Raw genomic sequence first — 14,616 nt, 5'->3', positions numbered from 1 at the left:
TCAACTTGTCAACTCGTTAACTTGTCAACTTGTCAACTCGTTAACTCTTAAATAAGGGATTGGATGTAGAATGCAACAACTACCAGTGCAAAGCAGATGACAACGATGGTGGAGTAGATGTTAGAAATACATTTCCAACGGTTAATCCAAGTCTTGTTGTTCCATCCCAATGTCTGCATAGCGCTCCAGAAACCGTGAGTGAGGTGGAACCACAGCGCACCCAGCCAGATGATGTAGAGTACTACGTTGACTACATTGCCAAAGGTGTTCTGGATGTGATAGATACCATTAGCGGCATTCATCATTACGCCCAGATCTTGGCAGCCTGCCAGTTCGGGAAGCATCATTTTTGACCAGAAGTGTACCAAGTGCAGGCACAGACCTACAATGACGATGATACCCAGCACCAGCATGTTTTGTGAAGCCCATTCTACTGTTTTAGGCTTTTCTACCACTGCATAGCGTTCGCTACCGCGTGCACGGCGGTTCTGCATAGTCAGCCAGAAGGCATAGATGATGTGAATGATGAACAAGGCGGCCAGACCGAGTGTACCGACCACTGCATACCAGTTCGCTCCCAAGAACTCACAAACCATGTTGTAGCCTTCGGCCGAAACCAGCGCAACAAGGTTCATCGCCATGTGAAACGTCAGAAACAGGATAAGGGCGATACCGGTAACGCTCATCACCACTTTCCTTCCTACAGATGAATTACTTAACCACATAAATGATTGAATTTAAATTATTTAATAGTTAGAAAAAAATTCCTGTCAATGCCCGATGGCTATTTTCCCGCAAAAATAGGTGAAATACCTTGATTAAGCAAGGAATTAAAGAAATAATTCCTTAATAAGTAGTGGCTTGTTTCTCTGTTCGTTGCATGTATGGAGAAAGTAGATTATATTTGCTGCCTGATAGGAAAGAAGGATGTTAGAACGCTAAATTGATAGAAATGCAAATGATGAAACGTTGGACTTTTTTTGTATGTTTTCTGTCGTTGCTCGTGTCGGGTGCATGGGGGCAGAATTGGGATATCAACACGGTGCATCGTGTCAATAGTTGGGACGGAAAGTTCATTCGTAATTATAATAAGGTGATTTCACGGACGGAGCCGTATGTGGCAATTGGAGTACCTGTTGCCATGGCGGTAACTGCATGGGCCAAGCATGACAAGCAGTTGCTGAAGGATGCTGTTTATGTAGGTACCAGTGTGGCAGGTGCTTTTGTTGTGACGTACGGCATGAAGTATCTGGTGGACAGGCAGCGGCCTTATGAACGCTACCCCGATAGAGTGCATGCTTACAGCCACGAGAACAGTCCGTCTTTCCCTTCGGGGCATACGGCGACAGCCTTTGCATTGGCTACGTCGCTCAGTGTGAAGTATCCCAAATGGTATGTGATTGCTCCTTCGGCCGTGTGGGCCTGTTCGGTAGGGGTATCGCGAATGAACGAAGGCGTGCACTATCCGTCCGATGTGCTGGCGGGCGCGGCAATCGGAGCCGGATGTGCAGTGGCTAATATCTATATCAATCGTTGGCTGAACAAATGGTTGTTCGGTGACTGATTACAATTCAGTCGTAGTCTTATCCATCAGTTGTTCGTAGAAGCCTTCGTTCAGCACTTTCAGAGCCTGCTGTACGCTTTGGTTGGTGGCGTTCATCACTTGGAAATATTCGTTCATGTCCCATAGGTCGCGGGCGATGAGGGCTTTCAACTGTGTCTTGATGAGGGGAAGCGCACGTTGGTATTGCGCTTCATCGAATTTCACCTTTTCCTTGTCGGCCAGTGCACGCAGGTCGGTCAGGAAGGCTTCGTCTATCTCGAAATCCTTGTCGAAGGCTTCAAAATTCTTGTATTTCTTCTGTAATTCCTGGCGGTGGTGTTCGATGTAGCCCGTTGTGCTGCGGATAATGACTCCTTTTGCCACGAGATTGCGGTGGTAGTCAGTGTACTGCGTAGTATCCATGGGGACAAAGAAGTCGGGCATGATGCCTCCGCCGCCATAAACGGTACGTCCCAGACGTTTGGTCTGGTATTTCAGTGAGTCGGGGAGGTGGATGCTGTCGGCGTGCATCAGTTCGCCGTGGTTGAAGCGATCGAGCAAATCCTTGGCGTAAGCTTCCTGCATGTCGTCACCTTTGCCGCTGTAGGGTTTCTGGATGCAGCGGCCGGCAGGTGTATAGTATCGGGCAATGGTAAGCCGTATCATTGAGCCGTCGGGCAGGTCAATGGGACGTTGTACCAATCCCTTGCCGAAGGTGCGGCGACCTACTACTACGCCACGGTCCCAGTCCTGTATGGCACCAGTGACGATTTCGCTGGCCGAAGCCGAATATTCGTCTACCAGTACTACGAGGCGTCCTTCACGGAAGTTTCCGTTACCTTTGGCGTAGAAATTGCTGCGGCGGGCAGCCCGTCCTTCGGTATAGACAATCAGGTCCTTCTGGTTGAGGAATTCGTTGGCCAGATCGATAGCGGCGTTCAGATAACCGCCGCCGTTGCCTTGCAGATCGAGGATGAGGTCTTTCATTCCTTTCTTCTGGAGGTCTTTCATCGCAGTGAGAAACTCTTCGGCAGTAGTGGCTCCGAAACGGTTGATGCGGATATAGCCTGTATGGGGTTGTATCATGTACGAGGCGTCAAGGCTCAGGATGGGTATTTTGTCGCGCTTCACAGTGAAGTGCAGCGGATCGGCAATGCCGCGGCGCACGATGGTCAGGTTGACTTTCGAATCCTTGGGACCGCGCAGCCGCTTCATGATGTCTTCGGTACTCATTTTTACTCCGGCAATGGCTGTGTCGTTAACCGCTGTGATACGGTCGCCGGCCAGTATACCTACTTTTTCCGAGGGGCCACCGCTTACGGGCTGAATAACGAGCAGGGTGTCTTCTATCATCTGGAACTGTACCCCGATTCCTTCGAAGTTGCCTTGCAGGGGTTCGTTCATTTTCTTCACTTCTTCGGCGTTGCTGTAGGTAGAGTGTGGGTCGAGCTGCTCAAGCATCCCAATGATGGCCTCTTCTACCAGCTTGTTTTCGTCTACAGAGTCGACGTAGAGCTTGCTGATGGCGAATTCGGCCATTTGCAATTTGCGTAAAGCGTCCTGGTTGATGTTCTGTGCCTGTAGAGCAAGGGTACAGACAAGCAGAACCGGTAATAGTATATATTTCATGATGTGATTTGTTTTCAGTAGGTTTTCGCTACAGATTGCACTTCTCTGTTTAGCTGATTATTCTTCACTAATCTTCATGCCTTCGGGCAGGAATTGGCTGACATCTTTCTGAAACTGTAGCAGTTCGCGTACGGCGGTCGAGCTGATGCTGGTCAGTTCGGGTTCGGTGAAAAGCAGAATGGTTTCCACTCCCGCCAGTTTGCGGTTGATGTCGGCAATGGTTTCTTCGTATTCGAAGTCTTTCACCGTGCGGATGCCGCGGATGATGAGGTTGGCTTTCTCTTGCAGAACGAAGTCGATAGTAAGACAATCGTAGGATTTGACGCTGACGCGCGGTTCGTCTTTATAGAGTTGCCGTATCATGGCTTCACGCTTTTCGGTAGGAAAGTAGCTGTGTTTCTTGTCGTTGATGCCGATGCCGATGACAACCTCATCGACAAATGTCAATGCACGCTTCACTACAGAGTAGTGGCCGATGGTAAAGGGGTCGAATGTTCCCGGAAAAATAGCTTTGGTCATAGTTAAATTAAGAATGAGGAATTAAGAATCTTCATTTACCATGTCTTCTTCGATAACCAGATTATCTATAATAAAGTTCTGCCGTTCCATGGTGTTCTTGCCCATGTAGAATTCGAGCAGTTCTTTCACAAGGTCGTTTTTGCGCAGGTTCACCTGTTCCAGCCGCATGTCTTTGCCGATGAAGTGGCGGAACTCGTCGGGCGAGATTTCGCCCAAACCTTTGAATCGGGTGATTTCGGGGTTCGGTCCCAGTTCTTCGATGGACTTCAGCCGTTCGTCTTCGGTATAGCAGTAGTTGGTTTTCTTTTTGTTGCGTACACGGAAGAGGGGGGTCTGCAAGATGTACACGTGGCCTTTCTTGATGAGGTCGGGGAAGAACTGCAGGAAGAAGGTGATGATGAGCAGACGGATGTGCATGCCGTCCACATCGGCATCGGTGGCCACGATGACCTTGTTGTAACGAAGTCCGTCAAGGCCGTCTTCGATGTTGAGGGCGGCTTGCAACAGGTTGAACTCTTCGTTCTCGTAGACTACCTTCTTGGTCAGTCCGTAGGAGTTCAGCGGTTTTCCGCGTAGCGAGAACACGGCTTGGGTATTCACGTCACGGCTTTTGGTGATGGAGCCGCTGGCCGAGTCGCCCTCGGTGATGAAGATGCACGATTCGGCTTCCTGTTCCTTGCCTTTACCGTCGTTCAGGTGGTAGCGGCAGTCGCGTAGCTTGCGGTTGTGCAGGTTGGCTTTCTTGGCACGCTCACGAGCCAGCTTGGTGACACCGGCAATGGCTTTGCGCTCTTTTTCGGAGTCTTGTATCTTCTGCAGCATGACTTCGGCCATCAGCGGATTTTTGTGCAGGTAGTTGTCCACTTCGGTCTTGATGAAGTCGCCCACGTACTTGTTCACCGTGGGACCTGCCGGCTTGTCTTCCTGCGGCACGGCGGGCCACATGTTGTTCGAGCCCAGCTTGGTCTTGGTCTGACTTTCGAACATGGGCTCTTCTACATCGAGTGCAATGGCGGCTACCAGTCCGTTGCGGATGTCGGCATAGTCCATGTTTTTGTTGTAGAATTCCTTGATGGTACGTGCCAGATGCTCTTTCAGGGCTGTCTGGTGTGTACCGCCTTGGGTGGTATGCTGGCCGTTGACGAAGGAATAATATTCCTCGCCGTACTGGTTGGTATGGGTGAAGGCTATTTCGATGTCCTCGCCTTTCAGGTGGACAATGTCGTAAAGGCCCTCGCTGGTCATATTATCTTTCAGCAGATCTTCCAGACCGTGACGCGAGACAATGCGCTGGCCGTTGTAGATGAAGGTCAGACCTGTGTTCAGGTAAGTGTAGTTACGCAGCAGTGTTTCTACAAACTCGTTCTGGAAGCTGTAGTTGAGGAACAGGGTGTTGTCCGGCTCGAAGAAGATGTAGGTACCGGTTTCTTCCTGTGTGTCTTCGGTAGTGTCGCTTTGCAGTACGCCCCGTTCGAAGATGGCAGTGCGTACTTTACCGTCGCGGTAGCTGCGGACTTCGAAATGGCTGCTCAGTGCGTTGACGGCTTTGATACCTACACCGTTCAGTCCGACGCTTTTCTTGAACGCCTTTGAGTCGTACTTTCCGCCTGTATTCAGTTTGCTGACAGCCTCAATGAGCTTGCCTTGGGGGATGCCCCGGCCGTAGTCGCGTACACTGACGCGCAGGTTGTCTTCGATGTTCACTTCGATTTTTTTGCCGGCTCCCATTTTGAACTCGTCAATCGAGTTGTCCATAACTTCCTTGAGCAGGACGTAGATGCCGTCATCGTTCTGTGAACCATCGCCCAACCGGCCGATGTACATACCCGAGCGGACACGGATGTGCTCCATGTCGTCCAGGTGGCGTATGTTGTCTTCGGTATATTCTACCGGTGCTTCTGTAAATTGCAGGTTGCCGTCTTTTTCTTCTTCTTCCATGGTCTGACTATTCCCTTTCTGTCTTATCTTGCAAAAATAACGGTTTTATGGGGCATGAACAAATTTTTTATTCTTTTTAGGGGAGAAGTTTTTGGGCTTTTAGCCGAGCAGAGGGCTTCTGTATGCGGTCATCTCGCCGTTTTCTTGTCCAATATCCCTGGACTTTGCAGGCAAAACCGCTGGGGTTTGTGGGGCTGTTGCCCCGCATTTGCCAGGAAAACGCCACGCGTCTGTCTGGCAAATGCGGCGGCTTTATTTGTTCAGTATGAGCCTCCGTTGATACGGACGATTGTTTCAAGTGGAACGTTGTCGTCGGTTGTCGTTTCTCTAACAACAACAATATCTTTTTTTCTTTCTTTCTTTTTATATATATAAAGAGACGTTTTTTTGTCGTTTCTTTGCGTAAATGGATGGTAAATTGTTTACTATCAGTTTGTTAGTTTGCTTTTTAAGGCGTTTTTTATACCTGTTTTAAGCTGTTTTTCATCAATTTCTGCTGTTTTTTCGGTGTTTTTTGCTTGTTTTTGAGCGAATTTTCATCGTTTTTCCGCCAAAATTCGTTGTTTTTTCGTCAGAATTCATCAGTTTCCCGTCAAAAAACATCCGTTTTCCGTCAGAAATCATCGTTTTTTCATCGGATTTCGAGCAAAAACGGGATAAAAACAATCTCTTCAGGCATTACTTGATTTCCTTGATGAATGCTCGGCGACGCTTGTGCTGCTCCGTGCGGAAGTATTCCCACTGTGCCTGTACTTTTCCGTTCAGTTCCAGTTCGGGATTGCTTTCGGCATATTCGAAACCCAATTGCTGGTAGACGGGAATCAGGTCGGAGAACAGCAGTGCGTTGACACCCTTATTCTGATATTCGGGTTTGACGGCTACGAGCAGCAGGTCGAGCATCTTGGCGCGGCGTTTGAAGAACAGAGCTTTGAGCAGGTAGAACCATCCGAAAGGCAACAGACGTCCGTGCGACTTCTGCAGGGCTTCGGACAGCGATGGCATGGAGATGCCTACGGCAATCAGCTGGTCGTCGGCATCGGTGATGAGTGTCACCATGCGCAAGTCCAGAATGGGCAGGTACATTTTGACGTATTGGTCTATTTGTTTCTGCGTCAGAGCCGAGTAACCGTAAAGTGGTGTGTAGGCTTCGTTCACCAGTTCGAAAATAGCCTGTCCGTAATCGCGGGCTATTTCTTTCCCCGATGTATATTTTTTTACTTTAAGATTGTACTTCCGCTGTATCAGGTCAGAGATGCGTTTGTGCTTGTCGGGGATGGCGTCGGGGATAAATATTTTATATTCTACCCAGTCAGCATCTTTCGCAAATCCCATCCGTTCCATGTGCTGCGGATAGTAAGGATAGTTGTAGATGGTAGCCATGGTACCCAGCTGGTCGAAGCCTTCGACAAGCATTCCTTCGGCATCCATGTCGGTGAAACCCAACGGACCGGTGATGTGGGTCATTCCACGCTCCTTACCCCATTGTTCGACAGTGCTGATCAGGGCATCTGCCACTTCGGCGTCGTCGGTAAAGTCGATCCATCCGAAACGGACTTCCCGTTTGTTCCAGGTCTGGTTGGCCCGATTGTTGATGATGGCGGCCACACGACCTACTAGTTTCCCGTCTTTGTATGCCAGAAAGTATTCGGCCTCGCAAAACTCGAAAGCTGCGTTCTTTTTTTTGTTGAACGTGTTCAGCATATCGTCGTAAAGGTCGGGTACGGAGTAGGGGTTGCTTTTGTATAGTTCGTAGTTGAAGCGGATAAAGCGCTTCAGTTCTTTTTTTGTGGTAACTTTTTTTATTGTAACAGCCATGGTCGTTGAGTTAGTTTGATGGCGCAAAGATACTTTTTTTTCATGAAGAATGAACTATGTGGGAAGAAGAATGATGCCCCAGTCATGAGTTTTAGGCGGCATTGTAGATCAGCCAGGCTGTATATCCCACATAGCATGCTATCAGTATGGCACCTTCGACGCGTGTAATGATGCGCTTGCCGAAGAAGACTCCGAACAGCCACAGCAGGATACTGGAGCCGACGAGTACCAGCAGATCGGTATTGTTGATACCTGCCAGGTGCAAGGGGGTGATAGAAGCCGAACAACCCAGAACGAAGAAGATGTTGAACAGATTACTTCCTACTACGTTGCCGATGGCTATTTCAGGATTTTTCTTCAAGGCGGCAACAATGCTGGTTGCCAGTTCGGGCAGTGAGGTTCCTCCTGCCACCAGCGTCAGACCGATGATCGATTCGCTGACTCCCAGACTGCGTGCAATGCCGCTGGCACCGTCTACAAAAAACTGTCCGCCGTAGATGAGGCCTGCCAGTCCGGCCACGATGTATATCAGAGACCGCCACAGAGGCATCTCTTTAATTTCCGTTTCTTCTTCTGCAGCAGCCGAACCGTCGCTTTCTCCACTCTTTTCGGGAGAGGGGGTGAGGCCACTTCTTGCAATGGCAAAAGTATAACTCAGGAAGATGGCCATGAAGCACAACAGGATAAGGCCGTCGGTGATGCTGATAACGTTTTCGCCGGACTTGTCGAGCAGCATGTCGTTGCCCATAATCAACAGGGCAAGTGAGGCCAGTATGCAGAGCGGTATTTCTTTGAGCAACGTGTTGCGTTGCACCACGATGGGGGCAAACATGGCTGTGCAGCCTACAATCATCAGGGCATTGAAGATGTTACTTCCTACTACGTTTCCTACGGCTATGTCGGCACTGCCTTTCAAGGCCGACGATACGCTGACGGCCAGTTCGGGTGCCGAAGTACCGAAAGCTACGATGGTCAGTCCGATAACGATGTTGGGGATGTTGAAGCGTTTGGCTACGGAAGAGGCGCCGTCGGTCAGTCCGTTGGCACCCAGCAGGATGAGGAGCAAGCCTCCGATGAGCAAAAGAATATCCATATACAGGGAATAATGATGTTATTGGTTATTATTTATTGTGCGGCAAAGATATACATTTCACGGATAATGGGCAAAAGCGGGACGTGACAAACACTTTTTTTCGCCTTTGTAAGGAGCGGAATGTGGAAATATCGGAAACATTACGTATGTTTGCTCCCTTGTTTTGATTTTGGAACAAAATAGAATGTTTATGAGTATGAAGAAAAACCTGTTTCTTATTTTTAGTCTGTTGTTGTGGGTTCCGGTCGCTCTGCCGGCTCAGGTGGTAGAAAAGGTTCTTGATATTTTCCATGCCGACAGTTTGCAGGCTTCCGAGATAAAGGCTGATAGTGATTCACTGCATCTTGCCGCTGTCCGGAAAGAACTGGCAACAGCCAAACTGAATGAAGCCAATCTGCGTATGGAGATTGAGCAGATGAAGCTGGCTGCTTATGCTGCCGATTCGGTAAAACTGGCGTCACAAAAACAGCGTATCGATTCATTGAGGCAGGTTACCTTGGGCGTTCCCGTAGTAGTGGACGAAGATACTCTGTTCTACCTTTATGCCAAGCGTGGAGGCCTTTCTCCGCAGCAGCGGGCCGAAAATGTGTCACGCGACATCACGGCGTTGGGCAAGCGCTTCAATCTGCATCCTGATTCGGTCTACATCGAAAGTACCGATATTGTTACCGACTTGATGTATGGCGACAAGGTACTTGTTTCGTTTACCGACCAGGACGGTTTGTGGGAAAGTTGTTCGCGCGACCGTTTGGCCGAGATCAGGCGTCAGGTGATTGTAGAAAAGCTGAAGGTGATGAAAGCCGAACACGGCTTTTGGCAATTGTGCAAACGTATTGCTTATTTCCTGCTGGTGATTGTAGGACAGTTCCTGTTGTTCAAACTTACCAACTGGCTGTTCCGCAAGCTGAAGGCACGCATTGTCCGGCTGAAGCATACGCGCCTGAAGGCATTTTCCATTCAGGACTTTGAGTTGTTGGACACACGCAGGCAAGTGATTGTACTGGTATGGCTGGCCAATCTGTTCCGGTATGTCATTATGCTGTTGCAGCTGTTGCTTACAGTGCCTCTGCTGTTCTCCATCTTTCCGCAGACCAAAGATCTGGCCTATCAGTTGTTTTCCTATATTTGGAATCCTGTGAAAAGCATCCTTTATGGTGTGTTGGCCTATATCCCCAATCTGTTCACCATTCTTGTCATCTGTATTGCTATCAAGTACCTGGTGCGGATGTTTCGTTATCTGGCGAATGAGGTACAGGAAGAACGTCTTAAATTGAACGGATTCTATCCCGACTGGGCCATGCCTACCTATCACATTATCCGTTTTCTGCTCTATACCTTTATGATTGCGATGATTTATCCGTATCTGCCGGGATCCAATTCGGGAGTATTTCAGGGGATATCGGTATTTGTAGGTCTGATTATTTCGCTGGGGTCGAGCACGGTTATCGGAAATATTATTGCCGGTTTGGTCATCACTTACATGCGTCCTTTTAAGCTGGGCGACCGTATCAAGCTGAACGATACGACGGGTAACGTGGTCGAGAAAACTCCACTCGTAACCCGTATACGTACGCCTAAAAACGAAGTCGTGACTATTCCCAACTCGTTTATCATGTCTTCGCATACGGTGAATTTCAGTCAGTCGGCGCGCGATTACGGATTGATTATCCACTCCGAAGTCAGTATCGGATACGATGTCCCTTGGCGGCAGGTCAATAAATTGCTGATAGAGGCAGCACTCAATACCCCCGGCGTGGTAGACGATCCCCGTCCTTTTGTCCTTTCTACTTCGTTAAGCGACTGGTATCCGGTATATCAGGTCAATGCCTACATCAAGGATGCCGACCGTCTGGCACAGATTTATTCGGATTTGCATCAGAATATTCAGGACCGCTTCAACGAAGCCGGTGTCGAAATCATGTCGCCCCATTACATGGCCGTGCGCGATGGAAATGCTTCAACTATTCCTCACGAAACAACGGATGAGGCAGAGGAAGGTGCAGCAAAGTAAGTGTGTACCTTCTGTCACGCGATAGACAGACGTGCTGTGTTTAGTCGGGCTTGCTGCATCTGACCAGCACTTTTTGTCCTTCGGCCAGTGTTGTTGCAAATAGATAGATGTTGCCGCCTTCGGCCAGTTTCAGCCGTTTACGCAGTTCGGCCACGGTGGCGGGAAAGTTGCGGACAGTGATATTGGCTTTCCGGTTTTCGCCCAGCAGACTTTTTACTTCTTTTTTGCCGAAGCCGCACCAGCCGTCTATGCGGAACATACGGCCGGGGAAGTCGGGCAGCGGCATGTCCGAGGTGTAGAGGTGGCTGTTGGGATGCAGTTTTTCAGCTTTGTATGCGTTGGCCAGGCTGCGGAAAGCTCCGGCTTTAAGCAGGGAGGCATTGGGCTCGTACAGGTATGTGCGAAGTGTTGGGGCATACGGGCACGCAGTGTCCTGTTCTTCCTGACGTGTAAAGCTGAAAGCAGCCTGGTCCGTGGGCAGGTTGATGCAACGGATGGGGACGCGGTCGGGTTCGGTCATGTCGCCGCGTGTCAGTACCAGCAGCAGCTCCTTGCATTCGTTTCCTACGGAGACGATGTGTGCTTCGCTGACGTGCTGCAGGGTATGCAGGGCCTGGGTCAGGTCGAGCATGGGCGATAGCTTTATCAATACGTGTCCGGCTTTTTCGAGCAACAGCGGTTCGAGGGCGGCGACGTCGGGTTCGCAGTCGGCTATGGCAACGGTTTTTCCGCCGTGTCCGTCGCGGCGGGCAGGATCAAGAAAGAGCCAGTCGGTACCGGTCATGTCCCGCAGGTAGTCGGTGCCGTCGGCATGGCACACGTTGATGTGCTCCAGTCCCAACAGCGGAAAGTTGTGGCGGGCCGCTTCGCACAACACTTCTTGCCGTTCTACATAAGTGGCATGGCTGAAGAGTGCGGACAGGAAAGAACAGTCGATGCCGAATCCGCCTGTCAGGTCGGCAAACTGTTCGTGTCTGCCTCCGAAAGCTTCGACGATGGTGGCCTTGTAGCGGGCCGTCACCTCCGACGAACATTGCTCCATGGAGAGGTGTGGCGGATAGAGGATGCCGTCTGTCGCAGCCCAGGTGGGTATCTTTTCTTCGGCAGCTTGTCGGCCGGCTATCTGCGTCAGTGCTACAGGCATGTCTACATGTGGATAGCGGGCTGCTTGCAGTGCCAGTGTGCGTACATCGTCGTGCCGGTGTTCGGCTACGAATCGGAGGGTTTCTTCGGTCAGTGTCATAAGGCTTTTTCTATTAAAAGGAAATGTTCAGGAGGCCGGCGGTCAGGGAATAATCGGGAATCGTTGTCTGGCTGTCTGCCGGCTGTATCGGTTGAAGTGCCACCATTCGGTTGGCAGGGGGCGGAAGCCGGCGTTCTTCATCACACGGCGTAGCAACAGGCGGTTCTGCCGTTCGGCTTCGGTCAGTTTGCCTTGTGCTACAAGCTGTTCTTCGGCTGTGATGTGAGCTTCCTTGCCCAGGTAGTCTATGGGAGTACCCATGGGCAGAGGCTTTCCCTGTTCGTCTACGATGCTGACGTCTACGGCCAGACCGTAGTTGTGCAGTCCTCCGCCGTGGGCGGGATTGGAGACGTAGATGTATTTGGGGGTGCCCTTCACTGCGTTCCACATGGTTCGCTGGACGGACATCGGGCGGGCAGCGTCGTAGACGATGAGGCTGTACGACGGGTGTTCTGCCTTCAGCTGTTGTTGTGCTTTCTGCAGGCTCGTCATGGCGTCGGGGTGCAGGTAGGCTTCGTGCAAATCTTCGTAAAGTATTTTGCCAGTAAAGTTGTCGGCACGGGTGTACATCAGGTCTACTGCAATGCTACTGTCTGCTTCGCTGATGCAGACCAGTCCGAGCGAGTCGAGGTAAAGCGCCGTCCGGCTTTTGGCAGGAAGGGGGACTGCTGTATCTGCCACGATCGTTTCTTCTGTCTTTCCGGTTGTATCTATTTCCGTATTCGCAGTCTGTTTCGCGTCTGTCTTGCAGGCGTACAGCATGGGCAGAAAGAGTAGTACGAGCAGAATCTGCAAGTAACACCTGTCAAAGCAGGCCCGACCCAAAGAATCGCATGCTTTTTTCATGCAACAAAGATAGGAACTTATTTACGTACCTGCAAATGGGTGGAGGGGGAAAGAAAAAGGAGTGCCAGTGCTCCGCTAACGGAAACTGATGTTTTCTGACGAAAGTTGTCCGTCATACAATAAATTTTCGTAACTTGGGCTGCCGATTAATGGGAAAATGGATGTTGCATGATGAAAAAGATTTATTGGAAGGGTGTAAAGCGGAAAATAGATAAATTTATAGACAGAGTGATCGATTGCATTCTTATCTTCACAGACTGGTTAGGTTAAGGCGGTTGGAACAGAGATACTGTGTTTACGCATTGTTTTCGCAAGGACATAAAAAAAGCAGTTACGAAATTCGTAACTGCCTGATTTTCAATGTGGACCAGCCTGGGCTTGAACCAGGGACCTCCAGATTATGAGTCTTTTCGAGTAATATTTCATAAAATTCCGTGTAATATAAATGTGTTGATTTACAGTATCTAATGTATTTGGCAGTTTGCAGAGAAATACATACATTTGCAGTAGTTTGCTCCCGAAAAGGTCACCTCAAGGTCACCGAAACGAGTAAAGTTTGGCTTATAAATTAACGTATTATGAAGAAAGAAGGAATTGATAAGGTCACCGAAATGGTGAATAAGGAGGTAAAAACCATTTCAAGAGGTGAAAAATGCCTTGCTAAATTCACAGCTTCTAATGGCAATGTATATGGCTCGTTGACTCTTGACATACGAAAAGCAGGAGATTATTCGCAACCGCTTCCTGTTGCCGTGCGTGTATGTCATGCCGGACAGAAAGTCTTTCTTCGTTTGGGCAAAACATACACTATGGAAGAATGGTTGACCTTGTGCGAATACGAAAAAAGTGGTCGTCGTGTTCAACTGACAGAGAGAAACAACATGAAAAATCTAATGGATAGGGTGGAACTTATCGCCAATCAACTTATCGCAGAAAACAACTTCTCTCTTCGCAAGCTGCAAGACAGATTTCAGGGTAGAAAGGATGATGACAGCACCATTATTACAGTGTGGGATTCATACATTCAATCTAAAACTAATGAAGGCAAGGCTGGCTCTGCTCGTTGCAGTAAAGATGTGCGCAACCGTTTTGTCAAAGATTTGGGAATGGACATATCGTTTGCCGATATAAACCGTGACTTTATCTTGAAATGGGTAAAAATCATGAAGAAAAACGAATTGAGTACCACGACCATTGCCATCGCACTTCGTAGCCTCAGAACAATCATCAATATGTGTATCTCAAATGGTTTAATGAAAGGTGATACCAAGGAAATGTTCAAGGACACAGGTTACAATAAATCCCAAAGCCGCAAGCATGAGTTTCTTGATGTGGCTACCATGCGTAAACTTTATGACTTCTGGAAAACAGGTGAGGCAAAAGACAAGGATGGGAACGAGTTGTTTCTTGGACGAGAAAAACATGCTATATTTCGCGACCTCGGATTATTCCTCTTTATGTATTTAGGCGATGGGCAAAATCTTGCTGATACTCTTCGTTTGACTTATGATGAACTATACTATGCCACTCATGGCAAACAGTTACGTTTTCTTCGTCATAAGACCCGGGAACGAAACGAGAGTGCCAGTGAGGTAATATTTCCTGTTACACCTGAGATACAAGAGATACTCAACCGATATGGTAATGCTCCAAAACTTGGGCGAAGGGTATTTCCCATAATGAGCGAACTTATTACCCCTGAACAGGAGATATGGGTTATTCAACGTTATAATAGATATATACGTGAGCACATGGCAAAAGTCGCTAAACTCATAGGACTGGAACAAACACCATCACCAACATGGGCAAGACATAGCTTTGCTACCAATCTCAATAATTCTGGTGTTGTACCTTATAAATACATAAGTGACAGCATGGGGCATAGTGGTGGCGGTGACATCACTTCTAACTATATAGGTGCTTATCCTCTTGCGAAGATGTTGGAGTATAATTATTATTTGCTTAATGAGAAGCCTAAA

At 48.9% G+C, this 14,616-nt stretch carries 11 protein-coding genes; 3 read left to right on the top strand and 8 right to left on the bottom strand.

Annotated elements, in window-relative coordinates:
* Positions 1-47 precede the first annotated feature (47 nt).
* The gene (locus QVP67_RS06505; protein ID WP_022162761.1) at positions 48-725 is read right to left on the bottom strand and encodes a b558 family succinate dehydrogenase cytochrome b subunit; all 678 of its coding nucleotides are present in this window, start codon (positions 723-725) and stop codon (positions 48-50) included.
* Positions 726-961: 236 nt separating this feature from the next.
* Between QVP67_RS06505 and QVP67_RS06500 the strand changes: the two genes are divergently transcribed.
* The gene (locus QVP67_RS06500; RefSeq protein ID WP_071148548.1) at positions 962-1,564 is read left to right on the top strand and encodes a phosphatase PAP2 family protein; all 603 of its coding nucleotides are present in this window, start codon (positions 962-964) and stop codon (positions 1,562-1,564) included.
* On the opposite strand, the gene QVP67_RS06495 is transcribed toward QVP67_RS06500, so the two are convergent.
* From QVP67_RS06495 to QVP67_RS06475, 5 genes are all read right to left on the bottom strand, one after another.
* Entirely contained in the window at positions 1,565-3,172 is a 1,608-nt protein-coding gene (locus QVP67_RS06495; protein WP_022162759.1) for a S41 family peptidase, read from the bottom strand. It lies immediately after the preceding gene.
* 57 nt (positions 3,173-3,229) lie between these two features.
* Complete coding sequence (gene coaD / locus QVP67_RS06490; RefSeq protein ID WP_022162758.1) at positions 3,230-3,691, bottom strand: pantetheine-phosphate adenylyltransferase; 462 nt, start codon at positions 3,689-3,691, stop codon at positions 3,230-3,232.
* 21 nt (positions 3,692-3,712) lie between these two features.
* Positions 3,713-5,629 (bottom strand): DNA topoisomerase IV subunit B, encoded by a 1,917-nt coding sequence (locus tag QVP67_RS06485; RefSeq protein ID WP_022162757.1) that lies wholly within the window; start codon positions 5,627-5,629, stop codon positions 3,713-3,715.
* A 678-nt stretch (positions 5,630-6,307) separates the two neighbouring features.
* Positions 6,308-7,444: a hypothetical protein gene (locus QVP67_RS06480; RefSeq protein WP_022162756.1), complete on the bottom strand. Its 1,137-nt coding sequence runs from the start codon at positions 7,442-7,444 to the stop codon at positions 6,308-6,310.
* A gap of 91 nt (positions 7,445-7,535) precedes the next feature.
* Positions 7,536-8,537 (bottom strand): calcium/sodium antiporter, encoded by a 1,002-nt coding sequence (locus QVP67_RS06475; protein ID WP_022162755.1) that lies wholly within the window; start codon positions 8,535-8,537, stop codon positions 7,536-7,538.
* Between the two features lie 196 nt (positions 8,538-8,733).
* Between QVP67_RS06475 and QVP67_RS06470 the strand changes: the two genes are divergently transcribed.
* Positions 8,734-10,548: a mechanosensitive ion channel family protein gene (locus tag QVP67_RS06470; protein ID WP_288179976.1), complete on the top strand. Its 1,815-nt coding sequence runs from the start codon at positions 8,734-8,736 to the stop codon at positions 10,546-10,548.
* A gap of 40 nt (positions 10,549-10,588) precedes the next feature.
* Here QVP67_RS06470 and QVP67_RS06465 read toward each other — a convergent pair whose 3' ends face one another.
* Both QVP67_RS06465 and QVP67_RS06460 read right to left on the bottom strand, forming a co-directional pair.
* Positions 10,589-11,791, bottom strand: a complete 1,203-nt coding sequence (locus tag QVP67_RS06465) for a THUMP-like domain-containing protein (protein WP_022162753.1) — start codon at positions 11,789-11,791, stop codon at positions 10,589-10,591.
* A gap of 42 nt (positions 11,792-11,833) precedes the next feature.
* A complete protein-coding gene (locus QVP67_RS06460) occupies positions 11,834-12,637 on the bottom strand; it encodes a M15 family metallopeptidase (RefSeq protein WP_416372161.1) in 804 nt (267 codons plus the stop codon).
* Between the two features lie 578 nt (positions 12,638-13,215).
* Here QVP67_RS06460 and QVP67_RS06455 point away from each other — a divergent pair.
* Positions 13,216-14,616: tyrosine-type recombinase/integrase (locus QVP67_RS06455; RefSeq protein ID WP_288179973.1), on the top strand; the 1,401-nt coding region annotated here is incomplete at its 3' end.

This window comes from Bacteroides sp. CAG:633 (genome assembly GCF_000435115.1).
GTDB lineage: Bacteria > Bacteroidota > Bacteroidia > Bacteroidales > Bacteroidaceae > Bacteroides > Bacteroides ndongoniae.
This window is presented reverse-complemented; position numbering and strand designations above follow the sequence as displayed.